Raw genomic sequence first — 25084 nt, forward strand, 5'->3', positions numbered from 1 at the left:
CCCCCGGTGTGGACAGGCGGATCGGGTGGCTGCTGGCGTGCGCCGTGCCGGCCGCGGCGGCGTGCGCCCTGGCGGTCGCCGTGCCCGCGCTGGACCCGGTCTCCGACGCCGTCACCGGCCTGGCCGGGCTGCTCACCGCGCTCGCGCTGCTGGCGCTGAGCCGGACCGGCGACCCCTCCGCCCCGCCGTGGCGGGTGCTGGCCGCCGCGGCGCTGTTCCCCGTCCTCGGCCTGGTCCTGACCAGCACGGCCCGGCCGGACCCCGTGCTGTCCGCGGTGGTGCTGCGCTGGCTGCCCACGGTCCCCGGCTACGTCCTCGTGGTCGTGGCCCTGCTCGGCATGGTCGAGCGGTCCAGCCTGCGGCGCACCTGCCCGCGGACGACGCTCGAGCTCGCCCTCTTCGGCGTCGCCGCGCTCGCCGTCATGCAGTTCCTGCTGGTCGGCCCGGGCAACAGCTGGTCGGCGCTGTCCCTGGGCGCCCAGCTCGTCCTCGGCGCCGCGGTCGTGGCCGCGGCCGCCACCATGGCCGCCGGCCTCACCGTCCTCGGGGCGGTCGAGGCGCACCGCCGGCGCATGGCCGCGGTGCTGCTGGGCGGTCTGGTCCTGCTCTGCGCCGCGCGCGGCGCCGCCACCTCCGCGACGCTGCTCGGCGCGCACGACGTCGTCCCGGTCACCCGCGTGGCCGTCGTCGTCGGCCTGGCGGTGCTGGTCCTCGCCCGCCTGCTCGACCCGGGCACCGGCCCCGACGTCCCCCGCCGCGCGGCCGACGGCCGCACCGACCCGCTGCGGTCGGTGCTGCCCCACCTGGCACTGGTGGCCGTGGTCGCGCTGGTCGTCGTGTCGCTGGCGCTGGGCACCCGGCCGACCGCGGTCACCCTCGCCGGGGCGCTGGCCTGCGTGGGCCTGGCGGCCGCACACCGCTGGGTCACCGCCCACGAGGACCACCGTCGCGGCGCCCGGCTGCGCCGCGACGAGGCCTACTTCCGCAACCTGCTGCACTCCGGCCGCGACGCCGTCCTCGTCCTCGACGGCCGCTTGCGCGTCGGCTGGGTCTCGCCGGCGATGGCCGCGCTGGTCGGCGCCACGCCGGCGGAGCTCCTCGGTCGCGACGTGCTCTCGGGTGCCGCGAACCGGCCCGGGACCCTGGAGCCCGCGGACGCCGCCGCGCTGCGCCGGGTCCTCGGTGCCGACGCCGGCGCCGGCACCGACGCCGGCACCGACGGGCTGGTGACGCTGCACGTCCGCGACGCGGGCGGCGCGCGGCGCTGCCTGGAGGCCAGCGTCTCCGACCTGCGCGCCGACCCGGCGGTCGCCTCGGTGGTGCTGCACTGCCGCGACGTGACCGAGCGGGTGGCCCGGGAGCGGGCGCTGGAGGAGCTGGCGTTCACCGACGCGCTCACCGGCCTGCCCAACCGGGCCGGCTGGGACGCGGCCCTGGAGCCCGCGACCGCCCGCGCCGGGTCCGCGGTCCTGCTCCTCGAGGTCGCCGGCCTGGACGAGGTCCGCGAGCACGCCGGCCGCGACGCCGTCGCCGCCGTCCTCGTCGAGCTGGGCCGCCGGCTGCGCGCCGCCGTCCGCGGCGACGAGGTCGTCGCCCGGCTCGTCGGCGGCACCTTCGCCGTCCTGGCCGAGGGCGACGGCGACACCGCCGCGCTGCTCGCCGACCGCTGCCTGGCCGTGCTCGAGCAGCCGGTGACCACCGCCGCCGGCGTCTTCGACCTCACCGCCGCCGTCGGCGTGGTCGTCGTCGAGCCGGGGACCGGCGCCGCCGAGGTCGGCGCCCGCGCCGAGCTCGCGGTCGCGGCCGCCCGGGCCTCCCGCTCGGCCCGCGCCACCTGCTGGACGCCGGCGCTCGGCGCGGCCGCCGCCCGCCGCGACCGGCTGCGCGCGGACCTGCCCGGCGCCGCCGGCCGCGGGGAGCTGTGGCTGGCCTTCCAGCCGGTGGTGTCGATGGCCGACAAGCGGGTCTCCGGCGTCGAGGCGCTGCTGCGCTGGCGGCACCCGGAGCTGGGGGAGGTCCCGCCGCGGGAGTTCGTGCCGATCGCCGAGCGGGCCGGGGTCATCGGGGAGCTGCAGCGCTGGGCGCTGCGGGAGATCACCGCGGCCGCCGCCGTGCTGCCCGCCGGCGGGGGCGGGCCCCTGCGGATCGGCATGAACGTCTCCGCCGCGCACGTGGCCGAGCGCACCCTCGTCGACGACGTCGCCGGCGCGCTCTCCGCCTCCGGCCTGGCGCCCGAGCGGCTGGTCCTGGAGGTCACCGAGTCGACCGTGCTGGCCGAGGGGGACTCCGTGGCCGTCGACGCCGAGGCGCTGCGCCTGATGGGCGTGCACGTGGCCCTGGACGACTTCGGCACCGGCTCCTCGTCACTGGGCCTGCTCACCCGGCTCCCGGTCGACGTGCTCAAGCTCGACCGGTCCTTCGTCTCCCGCGTCGACCGCGACCGGCAGAGCCGCGCGCTGTGCGAGGCGGTCGTCACCGTCGGCCGGTCCCTGGGGCTGCAGGTCGTCGCCGAGGGCGTCGAGACGCCGGCCCAGCTCGGCGCGCTGCGCGGCCTGGGCGTCGACCAGGCGCAGGGCTTCCTGCTGTCCCGCCCGCTGCCGCTGGCCGACCTCGTGCGGCTGCTGCGCGACGGCGCCGGCCAGCTGTGGCCGGGGTTGGTCGGCTCCTCGGCCGACCCGGTCCCGCCGGTCGAGCCCTCCACGGTCCGGGCCGGCGGCCGTGGCTGACCGCGCCGCACCGGCGGTCCAGGTCCTGCTGGCGGTCCTCGGCGTCGTCACCGTCGCCGGCCTGCTCACCGGTGCGCCCGCCTGGCTGGTGCCCGCCGCGCTCGGGACGGCGTCCGCCGCCTCGGCCGCGGCGCTCGCCCGCTGTGCCGCCCGGATGCCGGGGCGCGCCGGCCGGCCCTGGTGGGCGCTGTCCGCCGCCGGCGCGCTGCTCGCGCTCGGCCAGGCCCTGGCCCTCGCCTCACCCGGTCGCGACCTCGCCACCGGCGGCGTCGAGGACCTCCCGACGCTGCTCGGCGTCCCGGTCGCCGTCGGGGCGGCCGTCTTGCTGCTGCCGCCGCGCTCGCACCGGCGGCTCGGCACGCGGGTGCTGCTCGACGGCGTCGTCGTCACCGTCGCCGTCGCCCTGCTCGGCTGCGTGCTGCTCGGTGACCTCGTCGCCCGGACCGGCGGGCCGGGCAGCGGCCTGATCGCGGCCGGTCACCCGCTGGTCGGGGCGCTCCTGTGCGGCATCGGCCTGGTCACCCTCACCGCCGTCCCCGAGGCCCGCCGCCGCGCCGCCGGCTGGCTGCTCGCCGCCTTCGTCGCCATGTCGCTGGTCGCGGTCGGCGGCGCGCTCGGCCGCACGTCGGCGGGCACCGCCCCGGGATGGGGTGTGGTCGTCGTGCTCGGCTGGCTGGCCGTGCTCGCCGCCGGCCTGCGCGCCGCCCGGGCCGACGCCGGCGCGCACGCCGTCGCCGACGCCGGCCGCCGCACGCTGCCCCTGCGCGGGGGCGTGCTCGCCCACGGCGCGGCCACCGCCGCGCTGCTCGCGGTCGCCGGCGGCACCGTCGCCGGCCGCCCGCTGCCCGCCGCCGAGGCCGCGGCGACCTTCGTGCTCGTGCTCCTCACCTCGGCGCGGACGCTGTACTGGGCCCGGGACGCCGCCGCCCTGACCCGCCGCCTGGAGCGGACCGAGGGCTGGTTCCGCGCGCTGGTGCACAGCGGCGACGCCGTCACGCTGGTCCTCGACGGCTCCGGCCGGGTCACCTCCCGCGACCGGCCCGGTCGCCGAGCGGCTCGGCGTCGCGGAGGAGGACCTGATCGGCCGGGTGCTGCCCGGCCTGCTGCACCCGGGGGACCGGGACCTGCTCGACCGCGTCTCCGCCGCCCTGCGCGACGGCACGCCCGACGGCCTGCCCGCGGCCGGCCGGCTGCGCGCCGCCGACGGCACCTGGCGCGACGTCGAGGTGTCCGGCGCCGCCCCCGCGGCGGGCCGCCGGTCCGGCGACGGGCTGGTGCTGCACCTGCGCGACGTCACCGAGCGCCGCGCCGGGCAGCGCGAGCTCGAGCGGCTGGCCTACACCGACTCGCTCACCGGGCTGCCCAACCGCGCCCGCTTCATGGCCGCCCTCGACGGCGCCCTGACCCAGGCCTCCCGCGGCCGGCGCTCCTGCGTGCTGCTGCTCGACCTCGACGGCTTCAAGGCGGTCAACGACGTCGCCGGGCACGACGCGGGGGACCGGCTGCTGTGCGAGGTGGCCGACTCGCTGCGCGCCGAGGCCCGCGCCGGGGACCTGGTCGCCCGCCTCGGCGGCGACGAGTTCGCCCTCGTCGTCGACGCCGGTCCCGACGAGGCGCTGGCCCTGGCCGAGCGGCTGGTCGCGCGGCTGGACCGCACCCAGCGCTACGCCGCCCCCGGCGACCCGGAGGGCGCCGGCCCGGTGCTGCGCACCTCGGCCAGCGTCGGCGTCACCGAGGTGGTCGCCGGCGCCGACGCCTCGGCGACCGTGCGGGAGGCCGACCTCGCGCTTCGCACGGTCAAGGCACAGGGCAAGAACGGCGTCCGGGCCTCGGGGGAGGCGCTGGTGGAGGAGTCCGCCCGCCGCAGCCGGCTGGCCCGCGACCTGCCCGCCGCCATCGAGCGGGGCCAGCTGCGGGTGGTCTACCAGCCCGTCGCCGGCGTGGCGGAGCGCCGCGTCCTGGGCGTCGAGGCCCTCGTGCGCTGGGACCACCCGGTGCTCGGCCCCGTGCCGCCGGAGGAGTTCATCGGCCTGGCCGAGGAGGACGGGCTGATCGTGCCGCTGCAGCGGTGGGTGCTGCAGACGGCGACCGCCGAGCACGCCCGCCTCGTCGAGCAGGGCCGCGACCTCAAGCTCGGCGTCAACATCTCCGTGCGCCACCTGCAGGCCCGCTGCCTGGTCGAGGACGTCACCCGTGCCCTGCAGCGCTCGGGCCTGCCCACGCACCTGCTGATGGTCGAGGTCACCGAGAGCGTCCTCATGGACGACGACGAGCGGCTGCTGGCCGAGCTCGCCGAGCTGTCCGCGCTGGGCTGCATCGTCTCCCTCGACGACTTCGGCAAGGGCTACTCGTCGCTGGCCTACCTCGCCCGGCTGCCCGTGCAGGTGCTGAAGATGGACCGCGGCTTCGTGTCCGGCATCGACACCGACCCGCGCGGCGCGGCGCTGGTCGGCAGCGTCGTCGACCTCGGCCGCACGCTCGGCATGGACGTCGTCGCCGAGGGCGTGGAGACCCGCGAGCAGATGGCCGTCCTCACCGCGCTCGGCTGCCGGTTCCTGCAGGGCTGGCTGATCGGCCGGCCGGTCCCCGGCCCCGCGCTGCCGGCGCTGGTCGACGCCTTCGACCCCGCCCCGCTGGACGGCCCGGTCCCCGTCGCCGTCCCATGAGACGGACGACACGAGTCCACTGTGTGGGACAGCCTGGTTGACGTCGCGGCGGTCGAGGCGCACAGTGTCCGCGTGACCTCCGCCCGCCTGCTCCTCGTAGTCGCCTAGCGCGCCGGTCGCCCGACCGACGCGCTACGCCCCTCTGTGCCCACGGCACGAGGGGTTTTTTGTTGGCACGAGGCCCGGGGCGGGGCCGGCCCGGCGGACAGCCGGGAGCCTCCCCGCACCCGGGCGACACCGAGCAGACACCCGGAACCGCACGCCCGTCCCGCCCGTCCGGCACAGGAGACGCCCCGCATGACCAGCACCCCGAGCGAGTCCGCCACCCGAGAGGCCGCCGAGGCCCTCACCGGTGTCGAGACGACGGCCCGCTCGATCGCCGAGTCCGCCGCCGAGCCCGCGACCGGCATCACCGGCGCGCAGAGCCTGGTCCGCTCGCTCGAGGCCGTGGGCGTCGACGTCGTCTTCGGCATCCCGGGCGGCGCGATCCTGCCCGCCTACGACCCGCTGTTCGACTCGCGCGTGCGGCACGTCCTCGTCCGGCACGAGCAGGGCGCCGGGCACGCGGCCACCGGGTACGCGCAGGCCACCGGCCGGGTCGGCGTCTGCATGGCCACCTCCGGCCCGGGCGCGACCAACCTGGTCACCCCGCTGGCCGACGCCTACATGGACTCGGTGCCGATCGTCGCGATCACCGGCCAGGTGCCCAGCGGCGCGATCGGGACCGACGCCTTCCAGGAGGCGGACATCCGCGGCATCACGATGCCGATCACCAAGCACAACTTCCTGGTCACCGACCCGGCGGAGATCCCGCAGCGGATCGCGGAGGCGTTCCACCTGGCCGCCACCGGCCGCCCCGGCCCGGTCCTCGTCGACATCCCCAAGGACGTGCTGCAGGCGACCACCGACTTCTCCTGGCCGCCGCGGCTGGACCTGCCCGGCTACAAGCCGACCACCCGCCCGCACGGCAAGCAGGTCCGCGAGGCCGCCGCGCTGATCGCCGGTGCCCGCCGGCCGGTCCTCTACGTCGGCGGCGGGGTGCTCAAGGCCCGCGCCACCGAGGAGCTGGCGGAGCTCGCCGAGCTCACCGGGGCGCCGGTCGTCACCACCCTCATGGCCCGCGGCGCGTTCCCCGACAGCTCGCCGCAGCACCTGGGCATGCCCGGCATGCACGGCACCGTCGCCGCGGTCACCGCGCTGCAGAAGGCCGACGTCCTCGTCGCCCTCGGCGCCCGCTTCGACGACCGGGTGACCGGCCAGCTGTCCTCCTTCGCGCCCGGCGCGCTGGTGGTCCACGCCGACATCGACCCCGCCGAGATCGGCAAGAACCGCCGGGCCGACGTGCCGATCGTGGGCGACGCGAAGGAGACCATCGCGGAGCTCGTGACCGCGCTGCGCGCCGAGCACGCCGCCGGCCGCACGCCCGACCTCGCCGCCTGGTGGGCCCAGCTCGACGACTGGCGGGCGCGCTACCCGCTGGGCTACGACTGGCCCGAGGACGGCTCGCTGTCGCCGCAGTACGTCATCGAGCGGCTCGGCACGATCGCCGGCCCGGACGCGATCTACGCCTCCGGCGTGGGCCAGCACCAGATGTGGGCCGCGCAGTTCATCCGGTACGAGAAGCCGGGCACGTGGCTCAACAGCGGCGGCGCCGGGACGATGGGCTACGCCGTGCCCGCGGCCATGGGCGCCAAGTACGGCCGCCCGGAGACCACGGTCTGGGCCATCGACGGCGACGGCTGCTTCCAGATGACCAACCAGGAGCTGGCCACCTGCGCCATCGAGGGCATCCCGGTCAAGATCGCGATCATCAACAACGGCAACCTCGGCATGGTCCGGCAGTGGCAGACCCTCTTCTACGAGGGCCGCTACTCCAACACCAAGCTGCACCCGGTGGACGACGAGGGCCGGCCCAAGCCGGTGCGCATCCCCGACTTCGTGATGCTGGCCGAGGCGATGGGCTGCGTCGGCCTGCGCTGCGAGTCCAAGGACGACGTCGACGCCGTGATCGAGAAGGCCATGGCGATCAACGACGCGCCGGTGGTCATCGACTTCGTCGTCGGCCACGACGCCCAGGTGTGGCCGATGGTCGCCGCGGGCGCGAGCAACGACGACATCCTCGCCGCGCGCGGCCTGCGCCCGGTCTTCGGCGACGACCAGGTCTGACGGAGGACCCCGTTCCTCCCCACCACTCGCACGCCCGCGGCGGGCCCCTGGAACGGGGCCGAACGACGAATCGGAAGCAGGTTCTTCACAGATGACCCGCCACACCCTGTCGGTCCTGGTCGAGAACAAGGCCGGTGTGCTGGCCCGCGTCTCGGCGCTGTTCAGCCGGCGCGCGTTCAACATCGAGTCGCTGGCCGTCGGGCCGACCGAGAACCCCGACCTGTCGCGGATGACGATCGTCGTCGACGCCGAGTCCGCGCCGCTGGAGCAGGTGACCAAGCAGCTCAACAAGCTCGTCGAGGTCATCAAGATCGTCGAACTGGACGGCGGCGCCGCGGTCCAGCGCGAGCTGCTGCTGGTCAAGGTGCGGGCGCCGATGGCCGAGCGCACGACGGTGCTGCAGACCGCCGAGCTCTTCCGCGCCCGCGTCGTCGACGTCAACACCGACACCGTGACCCTCGAGGCCACCGGCACCCCGGACAAGCTGCAGGCCCTGCTCGCCGTCCTCGCCCCGCTCGGGATCAAGGAGATGGCGCAGTCGGGCACGGTGGCCCTCGGCCGGGGTCCGCGCGCGATGAGCGGCGCCGGTACCTTGCGCCCGGTCGACCGCAGCGCCTAGCCCCCGCACCCCCCGCACGAGAACAACCGAAGGAGCACGCACCGCATGGCCGAGATCTTCTACGACGACGACGCCGACCTGTCGATCATCCAGGGGCGCACCGTCGCCGTCATCGGCTACGGCAGCCAGGGCCACGCGCACGCCCTGTCGCTGCGGGACTCGGGGGTGGACGTCCGCGTCGGCCTGCCCGAGGGCTCCAAGAGCCGGGCCAAGGCCGAGGCCGAGGGCCTGCGGGTCGTCACGCCGGCCGAGGCGGCCGCCGAGGCCGACCTGATCATGATCCTCGCGCCGGACCACGTGCAGCGGACGCTGTACAGCGAGTCGATCGAGCCGAACCTCCAGGACGGCGACGCGCTGTTCTTCGGCCACGGCTTCAACATCCGGTTCGGCTACATCAAGCCCCCGGCCGGCGTCGACGTCGCGATGGTCGCCCCCAAGGGCCCCGGCCACCTCGTCCGCCGCGAGTTCGAGAACGGCAAGGGCGTGCCCTGCCTGGTCGCCGTCGAGCAGGACGCGAGCGGGCAGGCCCTGCAGCTGGCGCTGTCCTACGCCAAGGCCATCGGCGGCGCCCGCGCCGGCGTCATCAGGACGACGTTCGCCGAGGAGACCGAGACCGACCTGTTCGGCGAGCAGGCCGTCCTCTGCGGCGGCGCCAGCGCGCTGATCACCGCCGGGTTCGAGACCCTCACCGAGGCCGGCTACCAGCCCGAGGTCGCCTACTTCGAGTGCCTGCACGAGCTCAAGCTGATCGTCGACCTCATGTACGAGGGCGGCATCGCCAAGCAGCGCTGGTCGGTGTCCGACACCGCCGAGTACGGCGACTACACCTCCGGCCCGAAGATCATCGACGCCCGCGTCAAGGAGTCGATGAAGGAGGTCCTCGCCGCGATCAAGGACGGCTCGTGGGCCGCGGCCTTCATCGCCGACCAGGACGCCGGGGCGCCGGACTTCAAGCGCCGCCGCGCCGAGGCCGAGGCACACCCGATTGAGGAGACCGGCCGCAGGCTCCGCGGCCTGATGAGTTGGGTGTCGGCCTCCGACGACTACACCGGCACCGCCGCCCGCTCGTAGCGTCCCGCGACGCGAACGGCCCCCGCTGCCTGCCGGCAGCGGGGGCCGTTGCGTGTGCGGAGGAGGTCAGTACGCCAGGCCGCGCGAGGCGAAGTACTGCTTGGACTGCGGCTGCTGCAGGAAGAAGACGATCAGGCCCGGCAGCACGAAGCCGAGCAGCGCCGAGAACTCGAAGCCGCCGCCGACGGCCAGCGAGATGACCAGCGTCAGCAGCTGGATGCCGATCGAGGCGTAGCTGCCGAGGAGCAGCAGCCGCGGCGACTTGCCGGTGAGCACCTGGATGCCGCCGACCAGCACGACGACGGCCGTGGCGACCGCCAGCAGGGTGATGATCCCGAGCAGCGGGCTGAGCGCGAACAGCACGCCGATCCCCAGGACGGCGAGCAGGCCGAACAGCGAGCCCAGGCCGCCGATGACGACGCCGATCACCGCGGCTGCGGTGACCTGCCCGGGACGCTGCCCGGCCGGGCCGCCGCCGTACGGGGAGGGGCCGCCGAAGCCGCCGCCGTAGGGGGCCGGGTCGCCGTGCGGCTGCTGGCCGTAGGGCTGGGCGCCGTAGGGCTGCTGGCCGTAGGGCTGGGCGCCGTAGGGCTGCTGGCCGTAGGGCTGCTGGCCGTAGGGCTGGGCGCCGGGCGCACCGTACCCGGGCTGACCCCCCGGCGGCGTGTTCTTGTCGAAGCTGGGGCTGGTCATGCTCGGGTTCCTCCTGGAGGTGGCTCCGCCCTGTCGGCGGTCGGCGGCGGAGTGTAGGGGCTCGCTGGCGTCCGCGGGGGTCCGCCGACGCGACGTCCCCCCACGGACGGACTCAACGACCGCGGCGGGCGCGGTGTGCCGCGAAGAAGGCCGCGGCCGGCTTCATGGACAGCAGCACGACGATCGCCAGCGCCGCCAGGAAGAACAGCAGGCTGGTGACGATCCCTCCGGCACCGGCGGTGTCGGCGTCGGCGAGGTTGCCGATCAGGCCGAACAGGGTGAAGGCCAGGGCGATGGAGCCGCCGACCAGGAGCATCACGCGGCTGCGCCCGGTGAGCGCCCACACCGAGCCCCAGATCATGACGACGGTCCAGACGAGCGCGACCAGGCCGAAGACCAGGATCACGCCGCCGACCGCGCCGGCGACCGACCCGAAGCCGGGGATCTCGCTGTCCAGCTCGTCGCCGGCACTGCTGGCCACCGCGCCGGCGAAGACCAGCAGCAGGCTGATCAGGACGCCGATCGCCCCCAGCACGAAGCCGAGGACGGCCGCGGTGACGACGCCGCCGGGCTTGGCCGGGACGCCGTCCTGGCCGTACTGGCCGTACTGCTGGCCGTAGGGCGCCGGCTGCCCGTACTGGCCGTACTGCTGCCCGTAGGGCTGGGTCTGGCCGTAGTCCTGCTGGCCGTACTGCTGGCCGTAGCCCTGCTGGCCGTAGCCCTGCTGGCCGTAGCCCTGCTGGCCGTACGGCTGGGTCTGCCCGTAGCCCGGTTGCCCGTACTGCTGGCCGTAGTCCTGCTGGCCGTAGTCCTGCTGGCCCTGGCCCTGCTGCCCGTACTGCTGGCCGTACGAGGGGTCCTGGGGCTGGCCCTGGCCGGAGGCCGAGGCCCCGCCGCTGTCCTTGCTGAAGTCGGTCATGGTCTCCTCCGGAGGCGCCGGCTCGTCCCGGCGCGTCGCGCCCAGCGTGCGGGGGGGCCACCCGGCAGGGCAAGCGGCCCTCCCTCCGCGGCGGGGGTGTCGTGGCGGCTGGTGCGTACCGTCACCGCCCGGTGATCACGGGCGGCCCGGACGCGGGACCCCGCCCGGACACCCGCCTCCCTAGGCTGTGGACCCGTGACCGCGAGCGCGCCCGTCGTCCTGATCGCCGAGGAGCTGGCCCCGAGCGTGCTGGGGGTGCTCGGCGACGACGTCGAGATCCGCCACGTCGACGGCGCCGACCGGTCCGCCCTGCTCCCGGCGCTGGCCGACGCCGCCGCGGTCATGATCCGCAGCGCCACGCGGATCGACGCCGAGGCCCTCGCCGCCGCGCCGAACCTCAAGGTCGTCGCGCGGGCCGGGATCGGCCTGGACAACGTCGACGTCAGCGCCGCCACCGAGCGCGGCGTCATGGTGGTGAACGCCCCGACGTCGAACATCGTCAGCGCCGCCGAGCACGCCGTCGCCCTGCTGCTGGCCGCCGCCCGGCAGATCCCGGCGGCCGACGCGTCGCTGCGCCGGGGCGCCTGGCAGCGCTCGAAGTTCATGGGCGTCGAGGTCACCGACAAGGTCGTCGGCGTCGTGGGCCTGGGCCGCATCGGCCAGCTCGTCGCGCAGCGGCTGGCCGCCTTCGGCACCACCCTCATCGCGTACGACCCCTACATCCAACCCGGCCGCGCCGCGCAGCTCGGCGTCCGGATGGTGTCGCTGGAGGAGCTGCTCCGCGAGGCGGACTTCATCACGATCCACCTGCCCAAGACGCCGGAGACGCTGGGGCTCATCGGCGCCGCCGAACTGGCCACCACCAAGCGCGGCGTGATCATCGTCAACGCCGCCCGCGGCGGGCTGGTCGACGAGGCCGCGCTCGCCGACGCGCTGCGCTCGGGCCAGGTCGGCGCCGCCGGCATCGACGTCTTCGCGACCGAGCCCACCACCGACAGCCCGCTGTTCGCGCTGCCCAACACCGTCGTCACCCCGCACCTGGGCGCCTCGACGGCGGAGGCGCAGGACAAGGCCGGCACCGCCGTCGCGCACTCGGTGCGGCTGGCGCTCCAGGGCGAGTTCGTGCCGGACGCGGTCAACGTGCAGGCCGGCGGCGTCGTCGCCGAGGACGTGCGGCCCGGGCTGCCGCTGGCCGAGCGGCTGGGCACGGTCTTCACCGCCGTCGCCGGGGGGCTGGCCCAGTCGGTCACCGTCGAGGTCCGCGGCAAGCTCGCCGAGTTCGACGACTCGGTGCTGCAGCTGGCCGTGCTCAAGGGCGTCTTCGCCGACGTCGTCGAGGAGCAGGTCACCTACGTCAACGCGCCGCTGCTGGCCCAGCTGCGCGGCCTGGACGTGACCCTCACCAGCGACCTCGACAGCCCCGACTACCGCAACCTCGTCCGGGTGCGCGGCGCGATGGCCGACGGCCGCGAGGTCTGCGTCTCCGGCACGCTGTTCGGCAAGAACCAGGTGCCCAAGCTGGTCGAGGTCGACGGCTTCGACATGGACCTCGACCTGTCCGGCCACCTGCTGTTCTTCGTCTACACCGACCGGCCCGGCGTCGTCGGCACCGTCGGCGCGGCGCTGGGCGAGGCCGGGATCAACATCGCCGGGGCGCAGGTCAGCCGCACCACCCGCGGCGGCGAGGCGCTCATGGCGGTCGTCGTCGACAGCCCGGTGGCCCCCGACCTGCTCGCCGGCATCGCCGGCCGGATCGGGGCGCGCGAGGCCCGCTCCGCGGACCTCGACCCGCGCTGACCTAGGGTCGTCGTCATGCGCCTGGCTGTGATCGCAGGGGACGGCATCGGTCCCGAGGTGGTGGCCGAGGGCCTCAAGGTCCTGGGCGCCGTCGCCCCCGACCTGGAGACGACGCCCTACGACCTCGGCGCCGCCCGCTGGCAGCGGACCGGCGAGCTGCTGCCGGACTCCGTGCTCGAGGAGCTGCGCGGGCACGACGCGATCCTGCTCGGCGCGATCGGCGACCCGGGCGTGCCGCCGGGCATCCTCGAGCGCGGGCTGCTGCTGCGGCTGCGCTTCGAGCTCGACCACCACGTCAACCTGCGCCCGGCCAGGCTCTACGACGGCGTCCGCAGCCCGCTGGCCGACCCCGGCACCATCGACATGCTCTGCGTGCGCGAGGGCACCGAGGGTCCCTACGTCGGCAACGGCGGCGTGCTGCGCCGCGACACCCCGCACGAGGTGGCCACCGAGGTCAGCCTGAACACCGCCTTCGGCGTCGAGCGGGTGGTCCGCTACGCCTTCGAGCGGGCGACCGCGCGGCCGCGCCGGCACCTCACGCTGATCCACAAGACCAACGTGCTCACCCACGCCGGGTCGCTGTGGTCGCGGACGGTGGAGGAGGTGTCGGCGGAGTTCCCCGAGGTCACCGTGGCCTACCAGCACGTGGACGCGGCCTCGATGTTCTTCATCACCGACCCCGGCCGCTACGACGTCATCGTCACCGACAACCTCTTCGGCGACATCGTCACCGACGTCGCCGCAGCGGTCACCGGCGGCATCGGCCTGGCCGCCAGCGGCAACCTCGACGCCTCGGGCACCAACCCGAGCATGTTCGAGCCGGTGCACGGCTCGGCGCCGGACATCGCGGGCAAGGGCATCGCCGACCCGACGGCGACCGTGCTGTCGGTCGGCCTGCTGCTCGAGCACCTCGGCTCCGCCGACCTCGCCCGCAAGGTGAACGCCGCCGTGGCCTTCGACCTGTCGACCCGCGACCCGCAGGCGCAGGTCCGCACCGCCGAGGTCGGCGACCGCCTGGCCGCCCTCGCCGGCGGCTGAACCGGCAGCTGGACCGGCACGGACCTCGCCGTGCGGTGCCCGGCCCCGCCCCGCACGGTGAGGCCGGGCACCGCCGCGTGCGGTCGGCGGCGTTAGACTCCGCGGCGATGCACCTGTCCGGCACGATCATCATCGCCTAGCGCGCGGTCAGCACCCCCGACCGCGCGCAGACCCTCCGTACCCGGGGGGTCTTTCTCGTGTCAGGGGCCTGATCGCCGTCGACCCCCCGGGAGCACCCGTGGCCACCGACAGCCCGACCGCCGTCAGCACCGACTTCCACGTCTTCGACACCACGCTGCGCGACGGCGCCCAGCGCGAGGGGATCAGCTTCTCCGTCGCCGACAAGCTCGCCACAGCGAGGCTGCTCGACGAGATCGGCGTCGGCTACATCGAGGGCGGCTGGCCGGGGGCGCTGCCCAAGGACACCGAGTTCTTCGCCCGCGCCCGCAGCGAGCTCAAGCTGCGGCACGCGGTCCTGGTCGCGTTCGGCGCCACCCGCAAGGCCGGCGTCCGGGTGGAGGACGACCCGCAGGTGCGCGCGCTGCTCGACGCCGAGACGCCGGTGGTCTGCCTGGTCGCCAAGTCCGACGTCCGGCACGTGCGGGAGGCGCTGCGGACCACGCTCGAGGAGAACCTCGCGATGGTCGCCGACACCGTCGCCCACCTCGTCTCCCACGGCCGCCGGGTGTTCCTCGACTGCGAGCACTTCTTCGACGGCTACGCCGCCGACCCCGACTACGGCGTGGCGGTGCTGCGGGCCGCGTTCGGCGCGGGCGCGGAGGTCGGCGTCCTGTGCGACACCAACGGCGGGATGCTGCCGATGGGCGTGGCCCGGGTGGTCGCCGACGTCCGGTCGCGGGTGGAGGGCCGGCTGGGCATCCACTGCCAGGACGACACCGGGTGCGCCGTCGCCAACTCGCTGGCCGCCGTCGAGGCGGGGGTGACCCACGTGCAGGGCACCGCCAACGGCTACGGCGAGCGGGCCGGCAACGCCGACACCTTCGCGCTGGTGGCCAACCTGGTCACGAAGATGGGCCTGCCGGTCGTGCCCCCGGAGTGCCTCGCCGAGCTGCAGCGGGTCAGCCACGCGATCGCTGAGCTGGCCAACATCGCCCCCGACGACCACCAGCCCTTCGTCGGCGCCTCGGCGTTCGCCCACAAGGCCGGCCTGCACGCCAGCGCGATCAAGGTCAGCCCGGAGCTCTACAACCACCTCGACCCGGCCGTCGTCGGCAACGACATGCGCATCCTGGTCACCGAGATGGCCGGCCGCGCCTCGGTGGAGCTCAAGGGCCGCGAGCTCGGCGTCGACCTCGAGGGGCACGCCGACGCCGTCGGCCGGGTGGTGGACCAGGTCAAGGTGCTCGAGGCCGAGGGCTGGTCGTTCGAGGCCGCCGACGCCTCCTTCGAGCTGCTGCTGCGCTCCCAGCTGCCCGGCGCCCCCGCCCCGCTGTTCGAGCTGGAGAGCTACCGGACGACGGTCGAGCACTGGGCCAACGGCGTCGTCATGAGCGAGGCGACGGTGAAGGTCCACGTCGACGGCGAGCGGATCATCAGCACCGGCGAGGGCAACGGCCCGGTCAATGCGCTGGACAACGCGCTGCGCCAGGCGCTGGTCAGCCGGTACCCGCGGCTGGCCGACGTCTCGCTGGCCGACTACAAGGTCCGCATCCTCGGCTGGAAGGGCGGCACCAGCGCGACCACCCGGGTGCTCGTCGACACCACCGACGGCGTGGGGGAGTGGACCACCGTCGGCGTCCACGACAACATCGTCGAGGCCTCCTGGCACGCGCTGGTCGACGCGCTGACCTACGCCGTCCGCCACCGTTAGGCCGCGGGGGGTGGGCTCAGCGCAGGCCGGGACGGCACCTGGTCGCGGTGTCGGCCGGTGGGCCGACGAGGTCAGTGGTACTCGTCGAGGCGCCACCACATCGCCAGCGCCATCGCCGGGAGCATCAGCACGTGCCCGGCGGTGAACAGGGCCGGCGCCGAGACGGTCCCGGTCCAGTACGGCACCAGCAGGACGGCGAACGGCGCGTACATGGCCGCGGACATCTCCGCGATCGCCGGCCACGAGTGCCTGCGGAAGCGCATCCAGGCGGCCATCCCGATCGCCATCTCGGTCGCCATCACGATCGCGTGGACGTCGGCGCGGTCGTCGAGCCCCGGCCAGAGCCAGGTCCCGACCGGGCCGAGGACCACCATGCCGGCGACCATCGCCACGACCATCTCCAGGTAGTGGCGGACCAGGTGCCAGGTGTGCCGGGTGCGCGTGGGGGTCTGCCCGGGAGGGGTCTGCGTCGTCATGCCGGAGAGGGTCGGGCGCGGTGCCGTCCCCGCCACGTGCCGGAGGTCACGGCCGCCGGTCACGGTCCGGCGTGACCGGCCTCAGACCAGGTCGAGCGCGCGGGCGCGCAGTGCCGCCTGCGTGCGGTCCCGGGCGCCGAGCTTGCCCAGCACGCTCGTCACGTGGTTCTTGACCGTGCCCTCCGCCAGGTACAGCGTCCGCGCGATCTCCCGGTTGCTGCGGCCCTCGGCCAGCAGCCGGAGGACGTCGAGCTCGCGGTCGGACAGCGGCACGACCAGCGGCTGGGGCCGCGGTCGCGGGGCGTCGTCGAGCTGCGCGAAGCGGGCGACCACCTTGGCCGCGACCGACGGCTGCAGCACCGACTCGCCGCGGGCGGCCGACAGCACCGCCTCGACCAGGCGGTCGGAGGAGACGTCCTTGAGGAGGTAGCCCAGCGCGCCGGCGCGGAGCGCGGCGAAGACGTCCTCGTCGTCGTCGAAGGTGGTCAGCGCCAGCACCCGGACGTGCGGCTGCTCCACCCGCAGCCGGCGGGTCGCGCCGATCCCGTCCAGCACCGGCATGTGCAGGTCCATGAGGACGACGTCGGGACGCACGGCCGCCGCCCGCTCCAGCGCCTCGTGCCCGTCCCCGGCCTCGCCGACGACCTCGACCTCCGGCCGCGCGCCGAGCAGGGTGACCAGCGCCTCCCGGAACAGGGCCTGGTCGTCGACGACGAGCACGCGGACGGCGCTCACCCGGGCACCTCGACCAGCAGCTCGGTGCCTGCTCCGCCGCACGGCCCCACGGTGACCCGGCCGCCCACCCGGGCGGCGCGCTCGCGCACCCCGAGCAGGCCGAAGGTGGGCCGGTCCCCGGGGGTGTCGGGGATGCCGCGGCCGTCGTCGCGGACCGCCAGCCGCACGGTGCCGTCCCCGCCGTAGACCAGCGTCACCCGCGCGCAGGTCGCGCCGGCGTGCTTGCGCACGTTGGTCAGCCCCTCCTGCGCCGACCGGAACAGCGACTCCTCGGTCTCCTCCGGCAGCGGTCGCTCGGGCCCGCTGACCTCGAGCGTGGCCGGCAGCCCCGCGGCCGCGGCCTCGCCGGTCAGCGTCTCCAGCGCCACGCGCAGGGGCGGGCGGGACACCGGCGCCCGCAGCGTCGCCACCGACCGGCGCACCTCCGCCAGCGCCTCGCTCGCCTGCGACTGGGCCTTGGCGAGCACCTCGTCGGCGCGCGCCGGATCGGTCGGCAGCACCGCGCGGGCGGCCTGCACCTGCATCTGGACGACGGTCAGGTGGTGGCCGAGGCCGTCGTGGATGTCGCGGGCCAGCCGGTTGCGCTCCCGCGTCGTGGCGAGCTCCCCGGCCTGGGCGGCGTACCCGCGCAGCAGCTCGTTGGCCTCGGCGAGCTCCGCCCGCGCCCGCTGCGCCTGCTGCAGCAGCGCGGTCACGACGGCGGTGAACACCGCGGCGCCGAGCAGCCCGAGCGCGTTGCGGGCGAAGTCGGCCCACCCCATCCCGAGGTGCACCAGCGGCACGACCAGCGTCACCGCAGCGGCGGCGGGCAGGGGGAGCAGCAGCACGCACTGGGCCACCAGCACCAGCAGCAGGAGGGTCGCCCCGACGCCGGCGTGCGCCGCGCCGAACAGCAGGACCCCGAGCGGCAGCTGCAGGCAGACGTGCCCGGCCGTCAGCCAGTACCGGCGCGGGGCCGGCTGCCAGGCCAGCCACGGGAACGTCACCAGGCTGTGAGCCGCGTACGTCGTCCCGAGGGCGACGGCGAGCAGCGGGTGCGGGTCGTCGGTGGCCTCGACCGCGACGGTGAGCAGCGCCAGCAGGGTCAGCACCGCGAGCGCGCGGGTCGCCCGCTCACTGTCGCGCCGCCGCCGCGCCGGGGTCAACACCGTCGCCGGCCTCCGGCCGACACCGCGGCCGGAGGCCGTCCCCCGTTCCGCTGAGCCACGCCACGCCACGCCACGCCGTCCCGGCCAGGGGCCTCCGGCCCCGCGACCGGTCCGCCGTCGGGCGTCAGTGCCGGGGCTTCACCTCGCCCATCGGGCCGAAGCCGGACACCGACGGCTCGTCGATGTAGATGATCTGCGGCTGCTCGGCCACGAGGTCCGACATCCAGTCGAAGGCGGCCTTCGCGTGCGGGGTGGCCACGTGCGAGGCGCCGGCCTCGGAGTCCCGGAAGCCCTCGATGCAGACGAAGGTGTTCGGGTCCAGCACGCTGCGCGACCACTCGAAGAAGAGGCTGCCCTCCTCGGCGTTGACCGCGGCGGCGTACTCGTCCGCGTGCGCGCGGAACTCCTCGATCTTGTCCGGCCGGACGGGGAACTTGATGACGATCAGGATCACGGGACTCTCCTCGGGGTCACAGCGGGTCGAGACGGCGGCGCAGCAGGCAGAACGGGTTGCCCTCCGGGTCGGCGAGCACGTGCCAGGACTCCCCGCCGCTCTGCCCGACGTCGGCGCGCGTGGCCCCGAGGTCGAGCAGCCGCTGCAGCTCGGCGTCCTGGTCGCGGTCGGTGGGGTTGACGTCGAGGTGCAGCCGGGGCTTGCCCGGCGCCGGGTCGGGCACCGGCGCGAACACCAGCGTGGGGGCGGCGCCGCCGAAACCGGCCTCGGGCCCGATCTCGACCGCCCCGTCGTCGTCGCGGCCGAGCACCCGGTAGCCGAGCACCCCGGCCCACCAGGCGGCGAGCGCCTCGGGGTCCCGGCTGTCGACGACGATCTCGCTCAGACGGCAGGCCACCCGGTCACCGTAGGGCGGGCGGCGGGTGGGCGCGGGGTCAGTAGCCTCGACGTCGTGCGCATCGTCCGCTTCGCCTCGCCCTCGGGCATGTCCTTCGGAGTCCTCGACGGCGACGGCCAGGTCGCCCAGATCGAGGGCCACCCGTTCGGGACCATCTCCTTCACCGGCCAGCGCCACGCGCAGGCCGACGTCCGGCTGCTGTCGCCGATCCTGCCGAGCAAGGTGGTCTGCGTCGGCAAGAACTACGCCGACCACGTCAAGGAGATGAACACCGGCGACGCCCCGGAGCGGCCGCTGCTGTTCCTCAAGCCCTCGACGTCGGTCATCGGCCCCGGCGACGCCATCCGCATCCCGGCCGGCAGCACCAACGTGCACCACGAGGTCGAGCTCGCCGTCGTCATCGGCGCCCGCGGCGCGCGCAACCTGACGCCCGAGCAGGTCCCGGGCAGCGTCTTCGGCTACACGATCGGCAACGACGTCACCGAGCGGGACATGCAGAAGGCCGACGGGCAGTGGACCCGCGCCAAGGGCTTCGACTCGTTCTGCCCGCTCGGCCCGTGGATCGAGACCGACCTGCGCGGCCTGGGCAAGGACCCGGCCGACCTGGAGATCACCTGCACCGTCGACGGCGAGCCGCGGCAGGCCGGGCGCACCAGCCAGCTGCTGTTCGACGTGCCCACCCTGGTCAGCTACATCTCGCAGGTGATGACGCTGCTGCCCGGCGACGTCGTCCTCACCGGCACCCCGGCCGGGGTCGGGCCGATCCGGCCCGGCCAGCGGGTCGAGTGCTCGATCGAGGGCCTGGGCACGCTGACCAACGCCGTCAGCGGCGCCGACACCGCCTCCACCGCGGGCGGCGCACGATGAGCACCCCGGCGAGCACCCCGGCGAGCACCCCGGCGAGCACCGTGCGCACCCGGTTCTGCCCGTCGCCGACCGGCATGGTGCACGTCGGCCTGCTGCGTACCGCGCTGTTCAACTGGGCGCACGCCCGGCACACCGGCGGCACGTTCGTCTTCCGCATCGAGGACACCGACGCCGCCCGCGACTCCGAGGAGTCCTACCGGCACCTGCTGGACTGCCTGCGCTGGCTGGACCTGGACTGGGACGAGGGCCCCGAGGTCGGCGGCCCCCACGGCCCCTACCGGCAGTCGGAGCGGCACGAGGTCTACCGCGAGGTCGCGGCGAAGCTGCTCGCGGCCGGGCACGCCTACGAGTCCTTCTCCACCAACGAGGAGGTCGAGGCGCGGCGGCTGGCCGCGGGACAGGACCCCAAGCTCGGCTACGACAACGCCGACCGCTTCCTCACCGACGCGCAGAAGGCCGCCTTCCGCGCCGAGGGCCGCGACCCGGTGCTGCGGCTGCGGATGCCCGACGAGGACCTGGTGTGGACCGACCTGGTCCGCGGTGAGGTCCGCTTCGCCGCCGGCTCGGTGCCCGACTTCGTCCTCGTGCGCGGCAACGGCGTGCCGCTGTACCCCTTCGTCAACCCCGTCGACGACGCCCTGATGGGCATCACCGACGTGCTGCGCGGCGAGGACCTGCTGCCCTCGACCCCCCGCCAGCTCGCCCTCTACGCGGCGCTGCAGGACGTCGGCGTGGCCAGTGGCACCCCGCGCTTCGGCCACCTGCCCTACGTGACCGGCGAGGGCAACAGGAAGCTGTCCAAGCGCGACCCGCAGTCCAACGTCGACGTCTACCGCGAGCGCGGCTTCCTGCCCGAGGGCTTCGCCAACTACCTGGCGCTGCTCGGCTGGTCGATCGCCGAGGACCGCGACGTGTTCTCCACCGCCGAGATGGTCGAGGCCTTCGACGTCACCCGGGTCAGCGCCAACCCGGCCCGCTTCGACGTGAAGAAGGCCGAGGCGATCAACGCCACGCACGTCCGCGAGCTGCCGGTGGAGGAGTACGTGGCCCGCGTGGTGCCCTTCCTCGCCGGCGCCGGACTGGTCGCCGACCCGCCGACGGCCGAGCAGGACCGGGTGCTGCGCGCGATCGCCCCGATGGCGCAGGAGCGGACGGTCGTCCTCTCCGACGCCGTCGGCCTGCTCGGGTTCCTCTTCACCGAGGAGGTGGCCATCGACCCGGCCGCGGCGGCCAAGAACCTGCGGCCCGACGACGCCGCGGTGCTCGACGCGGCCGCCGACGCGCTGCGCGACCTGGCCGACTGGAGCCCCGCCGGCATCGAGCAGGCGCTCAAGGCCGCACTCGTCGAGGGCCTGGGCCGCAAGCCGCGGCAGGCGTTCGGGCCGGTGCGGGTGGCGGTGAGCGGCCGCACGGTCTCCCCGCCGCTCTACGAGTCGATCGAGCTGCTCGGCCGCGAGCGCACCCTGGCCCGGCTGGCGGCGGCCCGGGCGACGACGGGGGGCACGACGGGGGACACGGCGGGGTGACCGTCCCGCCCTGGGGACCGCCGCCCCCGGACCGCCCGCCGGCCCCGGAGGACGAGCCCTACACCGGCCCGCCGCCCACCGGCCCGTACGGGGCGCCGCCCCAGGTCCCGGGCACGCCGTACGGCGGCGGGGCGGCCCCGTGGGCGCCGGCCGGGGGAGGAGGGCCCGGGCCGGTGCCCTGGCCGCTGGGGCCGGTGCCCCTGCCGCCGGGCCCGCACGGCCCGGCCGGGCACGGTGCGTTCCCGCCGCCGGGGCCGCTCCCGCCCGGACCCCACCCGCACGCCCCCCACCCGCACGCCCCCCACCCGCACGCCCCCCACCCGCCGGCGCCGTTCCCGCCCGGCGTCGCGCTCGCGCCGCCGCCCGGGACGCCGCCGCACGACGAGCCGCAGCCCTACCTGCTCGCGATGCGCGCGCGGGACTGGGGCTGGTGGCGGCCGCTGCTGGGCCTGCTGCTGTTCACCGTCGCCTACGGGGTCGCCGCGTTCGTCGTGGTCCTCGCCGTGCTCCTCACCGGCGTCACCCCGGACCTGCAGCTGCTCGACCTGGTCGACCCCGGCGTGCTGCTGCTCACCAACCTCTCGCTGATCGTGGCGATCCCCATCGTCTGGCTGGCCTGGGTCGCCGCCCACGGCATGTCGCCGGGGTGGTCGTCGTCGGTGCTCGCCCGCCTGCGCTGGCGGCTGTTCGCGCCGCTCACGCTGCGCGCGCTGGCCACCCTCGGCGTCGGCATCGCGCTCTCGGTCACCCTCGGCTACCTGCTCGACGACGGCGAGGTCACCGGGCCGGTCGACGACCTGGGCTGGCTGCTGCTGGTCGTGGTCCTCACCACACCGCTGCAGTCGGCGGCCGAGGAGTACGTCTTCCGCGGCTACCTCAGCCAGGCGATCGCCGGCTGGATCCGCGACCCGCGTGCCGGCGCGGTGGTGGCCGCGGTGGTCACCGCCGCGCTGTTCTCCCTGGCCCACGCGCCGGGCGACGTCGTCACCTTCCTCGACCGGTTCGCCTTCGGGCTGGCCGCCTCGGCAGTGGTCTTCCTCACCGGCGGCCTCGAGGCGGCGATCGTGCTGCACGCGGTCAACAACGTGCTGGTGTTCCTCCTGGCCGGGACGCTCGGCGAGGACGTCGCCACGGAGGAGGTCCCGGCCGGCGTCGGGCTGCTGTACCTGCTGGTCACGCTCGTGTCGATGGGCGCCTACGTCGCGGTCGTGGCCGCCTCCCGCCGCCGGCTGCGGTTCGAGACCCTGACCGGGGCGCAGGACCTGCGCGTCCCGGCGGGCGACCCGCGGACCGGGGGGTGGTGACACGGCCTCCGGGAACGTCGGGTATCGTCTTCCCCGGCGCCGCGAGGTGCCCGCCAAACCTTGGGGTATGGGGTAATTGGCAGCCCGACGGATTCTGGCTCCGTTAGTCTAGGTTCGAGTCCTGGTACCCCAGCGAGGAAGCACCACCTCCTCACCAGCACGACCAGCACCACCGCACGGCCCCGTCGTCTAGCGGCCCAGGACGCCGCCCTCTCACGGCGGTAGCGAGGGTTCGAATCCCTTCGGGGCTACAGCGCGCAGGGCCCCCGGCCACCCGGCCGGGGGCCCTGCGCCGTTCCGGGACCCCCCCCGAGTGGCCCATGATCGTGAGCGGACGTAGCGTTCCCAGGGCCCCATCCCGGGCCGGGAACGGAGGCGGACACGGTGATCCGGACCAGTCGACGGCTGGCCGACGGCCGCGAGATCGTCTACTTCGACGCCGACGGCACGCCCGCCCGCGTCGCCGAGGACACCCGCGACCTGCCACCCGTCGGCACCCACTCGCAACTGCGCCGGGACGCGCTGCTCGGCGAGTGGGTGGTGATCGCCGCTCACCGGCAGACGCGCACCTTCCTGCCGCCGGCCGACCAGTGCCCGCTGTGCCCGTCGCGGCCCGGCCGGCCCACCGAGGTGCCCGAGGCCGACTACCAGGTCGCCGTCTTCGAGAACCGCTTCCCCTCGCTGTCCACCGCCGTCGACCGCGACGTGCCGCCCATCGCGCCCGGCGCCCCGCTGGCCGAGCTGCGGCCCGGGTTCGGCCGCTGCGAGGTGGTGCTGTTCACCAGCGACCACGACCAGCACTTCGCCGGGCTGGGCCGCGACCGCGCGCGGCTGGTCGTCGACGTCTGGGCCGACCGCACCGCGGAGCTCGGCGGCATCGACGGCGTCGAGCAGGTCTTCTGCTTCGAGAACTCCGGCGAGGAGATCGGGGTGACGCTGTCCCACCCCCACGGGCAGATCTACGCCTACCCGTTCGTGACCCCGCGGGTGGAGAAGGTGCTCGCCTCGGTGCGCCGGCACCGCGAGGAGACCGGCGGGGACCTGTTCGCCGAGGTCGTGGAGTCCGAGCGCACCGGCCCCCGGGTGGTGGCGGCGAACGAGCACTGGGTGGCCTTCGTCCCGGCCGCGGCGCGCTGGCCCTACGAGGTGCAGCTGTTCCCCACCCGCCGGGTGCCCGACCTGCCCGCCCTCGACGACGCGCAGCGGGACGCGCTGGCCGAGGTCTACCTCGACGTCCTGGGCCGCTTCGCGCACCGCATGGACACCCCGATGCCCTACATCGCCGCGTGGAACCAGGCGCCGGTGCGCACCGGCCGGGAGGACTGGTGGCTGCACCTGCAGCTGTTCTCGCTGCGCCGCGCGCCGGGCAAGCTCAAGTACCTGGCGGGCTCCGAGTCGGGGATGGGCGCGTTCATCACCGACACCAACCCCGAGGACGTCGCCGAGCAGCTGCGGAACGTGGTGGTCCCGTGAGCGAGCTGCCCACCGACGAGGAGGCCGCGGCCCGCGCCGCCGCCGCGTTCACCGAGCGGTTCGGCGCCGCGCCCGAGGGCGTCTGGGCCGCGCCCGGGCGGGTCAACGTGATCGGCGAGCACACCGACTACAACGGCGGGCACGTGCTGCCGGTCGCGCTGCCGCATACCACCCGGGCCGCGGTCGCCCGCCGCGACGACGGCCGTCTGGTCCTCGTCTCCGCCCAGCACCCCGGCGCCGACGCCGACGTCGCGGTCGCCGAGCTCGAGCCCGGCACCCCCGGCGGCTGGGCCGGCTACCCGGCCGGCGTCGTCCACCAGCTGCGCGAGGCCGTGCCCGGGGGCCTGAGCCTGCTGGTCGACGGCGACGTCCCGGCCGGCGCGGGGCTGTCGTCGTCGGCGGCGCTGGAGTGCGCCGTCGCCGTGGCCCTGCGCGACCTGCTGGATCTCGACCTCGGCCCGGACGAGCTGGTCGACGTCGCCCGGCGGGCGGAGAACGACTTCGTCGGCGCGCCCACCGGGATCCTCGACCAGTCCGCGTCGGTGCTGTGCACCGCCGGGCACGCGCTGCACCTGGACACCCGCGACCGCGGCAGCGAGCAGGTCCCCCTCGACCTGGAGGCGGCCGGCCTGGCGCTGCTGGTCGTCGACTCGGGCACCACCCACAGCCACGCCGACAGCGGCTACGGCGACCGGCGCCGCGAGTGCGAGGAGGCCGCCCGGCGGCTCGGCGTCGGCCTGCTCTGCGAGGTGACCGGCGTCGACGCGCTCGCACCGCTGGACGACGGCACGGAGCGCGGCGCGCTGCTGCTGCGCCGGGCCCGCCACGTGGTCACCGAGGACGCCCGCGTCGAGGAGGTCGTCGGCCTGCTGCGCGCCGGCGGCGACCCGCGGGAGGTCGGCGCGGTGCTCACCGCCGGGCACGCCTCGCTGCGCGACGACTTCGAGGTGTCGGTGCCCGAGCTCGACGCGATCGTCGAGACGGCGCTGGCCGCCGGGGCGCACGGCGCGCGCATGGTCGGCGGCGGCTTCGGCGGGAGCGCGGTCGCGCTCGTCGACGCCGCGGCCGTCGACGACGTCGCCGCCGCCGTCGCCGGGCGCGCCGGCGCCCCCCGCTCCTACGTCGTGGTCCCCTCCGCGGGGGCCCGCCGCCTGTCCTGACCCGAACCGAGGGAGGCC

21 protein-coding genes, 2 tRNA genes and 1 pseudogene are annotated in these 25084 nt (G+C 75.5%); 16 read left to right on the top strand and 8 right to left on the bottom strand.

Annotation, left to right across the window (positions count from 1 at the left end):
- The first annotated feature begins 8 nt into the window (after positions 1–8).
- Entirely contained in the window at positions 9–2726 is a 2718-nt protein-coding gene (locus ACI8AK_RS16115) for a putative bifunctional diguanylate cyclase/phosphodiesterase (protein WP_456957083.1), read from the top strand.
- Between the two features lie 238 nt (positions 2727–2964).
- Here the strand turns inward: ACI8AK_RS16115 and ACI8AK_RS16120 are convergent, their stop codons facing one another.
- A complete protein-coding gene (locus ACI8AK_RS16120) occupies positions 2965–3510 on the bottom strand; it encodes a hypothetical protein (RefSeq protein WP_456957084.1) in 546 nt (181 codons plus the stop codon).
- Positions 3511–3787: 277 nt separating this feature from the next.
- Between ACI8AK_RS16120 and ACI8AK_RS16125 the strand changes: the two are divergent.
- The 5 genes and pseudogenes from ACI8AK_RS16125 to ilvC all read left to right on the top strand — a co-directional run.
- Positions 3788–4039 (top strand): annotated as a pseudogene (locus ACI8AK_RS16125) (PAS domain S-box protein); the annotation flags it as partial.
- 18 nt (positions 4040–4057) lie between these two features.
- Positions 4058–5392: a putative bifunctional diguanylate cyclase/phosphodiesterase gene (locus ACI8AK_RS16130; protein ID WP_456957118.1), complete on the top strand. Its 1335-nt coding sequence runs from the start codon at positions 4058–4060 to the stop codon at positions 5390–5392.
- A 297-nt stretch (positions 5393–5689) separates the two neighbouring features.
- Positions 5690–7558 carry an acetolactate synthase large subunit gene (locus ACI8AK_RS16135; protein ID WP_456957086.1) on the top strand — a complete coding sequence of 623 codons (1869 nt, stop codon included), beginning with the start codon at positions 5690–5692 and terminating at the stop codon, positions 7556–7558.
- 91 nt (positions 7559–7649) lie between these two features.
- Positions 7650–8177: an acetolactate synthase small subunit gene (gene ilvN, locus ACI8AK_RS16140; RefSeq protein ID WP_387993355.1), complete on the top strand. Its 528-nt coding sequence runs from the start codon at positions 7650–7652 to the stop codon at positions 8175–8177.
- Between the two features lie 45 nt (positions 8178–8222).
- Positions 8223–9248 (top strand): ketol-acid reductoisomerase, encoded by a 1026-nt coding sequence (gene ilvC / locus ACI8AK_RS16145; protein WP_387993352.1) that lies wholly within the window; start codon positions 8223–8225, stop codon positions 9246–9248.
- A 66-nt stretch (positions 9249–9314) separates the two neighbouring features.
- Here the strand turns inward: ilvC and ACI8AK_RS16150 are convergent, their stop codons facing one another.
- Together ACI8AK_RS16150 and ACI8AK_RS16155 are read right to left on the bottom strand one after the other, a co-directional pair.
- Positions 9315–9941 (bottom strand): hypothetical protein, encoded by a 627-nt coding sequence (locus ACI8AK_RS16150; RefSeq protein WP_387993349.1) that lies wholly within the window; start codon positions 9939–9941, stop codon positions 9315–9317.
- A 112-nt stretch (positions 9942–10053) separates the two neighbouring features.
- The gene (locus ACI8AK_RS16155; protein ID WP_387993346.1) at positions 10054–10860 is read right to left on the bottom strand and encodes a hypothetical protein; all 807 of its coding nucleotides are present in this window, start codon (positions 10858–10860) and stop codon (positions 10054–10056) included.
- A 195-nt stretch (positions 10861–11055) separates the two neighbouring features.
- Between ACI8AK_RS16155 and serA the strand changes: the two genes are divergently transcribed.
- From serA to cimA, 3 genes are all read left to right on the top strand, one after another.
- Positions 11056–12657 (top strand): phosphoglycerate dehydrogenase, encoded by a 1602-nt coding sequence (gene serA, locus ACI8AK_RS16160; protein WP_387993343.1) that lies wholly within the window; start codon positions 11056–11058, stop codon positions 12655–12657.
- Positions 12658–12672: 15 nt separating this feature from the next.
- Positions 12673–13695: a 3-isopropylmalate dehydrogenase gene (locus ACI8AK_RS16165; protein ID WP_387993340.1), complete on the top strand. Its 1023-nt coding sequence runs from the start codon at positions 12673–12675 to the stop codon at positions 13693–13695.
- 238 nt (positions 13696–13933) lie between these two features.
- Positions 13934–15526, top strand: coding sequence for a citramalate synthase (gene cimA / locus ACI8AK_RS16170; protein WP_387993337.1), 1593 nt, complete (start codon positions 13934–13936; stop codon positions 15524–15526).
- Positions 15527–15597: 71 nt separating this feature from the next.
- Here the strand turns inward: cimA and ACI8AK_RS16175 are convergent, their stop codons facing one another.
- The 5 genes from ACI8AK_RS16175 to ACI8AK_RS16195 form a co-directional block, all read right to left on the bottom strand.
- On the bottom strand, positions 15598–16002 hold the full coding sequence (locus ACI8AK_RS16175) for a hypothetical protein (protein ID WP_387993334.1): 405 nt from the start codon (positions 16000–16002) through the stop codon (positions 15598–15600).
- Positions 16003–16083: 81 nt separating this feature from the next.
- Positions 16084–16737 (bottom strand): response regulator, encoded by a 654-nt coding sequence (locus ACI8AK_RS16180; protein WP_456957087.1) that lies wholly within the window; start codon positions 16735–16737, stop codon positions 16084–16086.
- Positions 16734–17885, bottom strand: a complete 1152-nt coding sequence (locus ACI8AK_RS16185) for a sensor histidine kinase (protein WP_456957089.1) — start codon at positions 17883–17885, stop codon at positions 16734–16736. Before ACI8AK_RS16185 ends, ACI8AK_RS16180 begins: the two co-directional genes overlap by 4 nt.
- Positions 17886–18009: 124 nt before the next feature.
- Positions 18010–18339 carry a putative quinol monooxygenase gene (locus tag ACI8AK_RS16190; RefSeq protein ID WP_387993326.1) on the bottom strand — a complete coding sequence of 110 codons (330 nt, stop codon included), beginning with the start codon at positions 18337–18339 and terminating at the stop codon, positions 18010–18012.
- A 16-nt stretch (positions 18340–18355) separates the two neighbouring features.
- A complete protein-coding gene (locus ACI8AK_RS16195) occupies positions 18356–18736 on the bottom strand; it encodes a VOC family protein (RefSeq protein ID WP_456957090.1) in 381 nt (126 codons plus the stop codon).
- A gap of 54 nt (positions 18737–18790) precedes the next feature.
- Between ACI8AK_RS16195 and ACI8AK_RS16200 the strand changes: the two genes are divergently transcribed.
- The 7 genes from ACI8AK_RS16200 (at position 18791) to galK (ending at position 25066) form a co-directional block, all read left to right on the top strand.
- Complete coding sequence (locus ACI8AK_RS16200; protein ID WP_387993320.1) at positions 18791–19603, top strand: fumarylacetoacetate hydrolase family protein; 813 nt, start codon at positions 18791–18793, stop codon at positions 19601–19603.
- Positions 19600–21129 (top strand): glutamate--tRNA ligase, encoded by a 1530-nt coding sequence (gltX, locus tag ACI8AK_RS16205; protein ID WP_456957092.1) that lies wholly within the window; start codon positions 19600–19602, stop codon positions 21127–21129. The genes ACI8AK_RS16200 and gltX overlap by 4 nt, the downstream gene beginning before the upstream one ends.
- Before the next feature lie 173 nt (positions 21130–21302).
- A complete protein-coding gene (locus ACI8AK_RS16210) occupies positions 21303–22433 on the top strand; it encodes a CPBP family intramembrane glutamic endopeptidase (RefSeq protein ID WP_456957093.1) in 1131 nt (376 codons plus the stop codon).
- 61 nt (positions 22434–22494) lie between these two features.
- Positions 22495–22566: transfer RNA gene (locus ACI8AK_RS16215), tRNA-Gln, on the top strand.
- Between the two features lie 45 nt (positions 22567–22611).
- Positions 22612–22684 (top strand) — tRNA-Glu (locus tag ACI8AK_RS16220).
- A gap of 133 nt (positions 22685–22817) precedes the next feature.
- Positions 22818–23906: a galactose-1-phosphate uridylyltransferase gene (galT, locus tag ACI8AK_RS16225; RefSeq protein WP_456957095.1), complete on the top strand. Its 1089-nt coding sequence runs from the start codon at positions 22818–22820 to the stop codon at positions 23904–23906.
- Complete coding sequence (gene galK, locus ACI8AK_RS16230; RefSeq protein WP_456902605.1) at positions 23903–25066, top strand: galactokinase; 1164 nt, start codon at positions 23903–23905, stop codon at positions 25064–25066. Before galT ends, galK begins: the two co-directional genes overlap by 4 nt.
- The last annotated feature ends 18 nt before the right edge of the window (positions 25067–25084 follow it).

Source organism: Geodermatophilus sp. SYSU D00867 (genome assembly GCF_054050315.1).

What these genes read in the sequence shown, in the direction of transcription:
- ACI8AK_RS16135 (WP_456957086.1), top strand. Translation starts at nt 5,690, where the DNA reads ATGACCAGCACCCCGAGCGAGTCCGCCACCCGAGAGGCCGCCGAGGCC.
- ilvN (WP_387993355.1), top strand. Translation starts at nt 7,650, where the DNA reads ATGACCCGCCACACCCTGTCGGTCCTGGTCGAGAACAAGGCCGGTGTG.
- ilvC (WP_387993352.1), top strand. Translation starts at nt 8,223, where the DNA reads ATGGCCGAGATCTTCTACGACGACGACGCCGACCTGTCGATCATCCAG.
- ACI8AK_RS16150 (WP_387993349.1), bottom strand. Translation starts at nt 9,941, where the DNA reads ATGACCAGCCCCAGCTTCGACAAGAACACGCCGCCGGGGGGTCAGCCC.
- ACI8AK_RS16155 (WP_387993346.1), bottom strand. Translation starts at nt 10,860, where the DNA reads ATGACCGACTTCAGCAAGGACAGCGGCGGGGCCTCGGCCTCCGGCCAG.
- ACI8AK_RS16165 (WP_387993340.1), top strand. Translation starts at nt 12,673, where the DNA reads ATGCGCCTGGCTGTGATCGCAGGGGACGGCATCGGTCCCGAGGTGGTG.
- ACI8AK_RS16175 (WP_387993334.1), bottom strand. Translation starts at nt 16,002, where the DNA reads ATGACGACGCAGACCCCTCCCGGGCAGACCCCCACGCGCACCCGGCAC.
- gltX (WP_456957092.1), top strand. Translation starts at nt 19,600, where the DNA reads ATGAGCACCCCGGCGAGCACCCCGGCGAGCACCCCGGCGAGCACCGTG.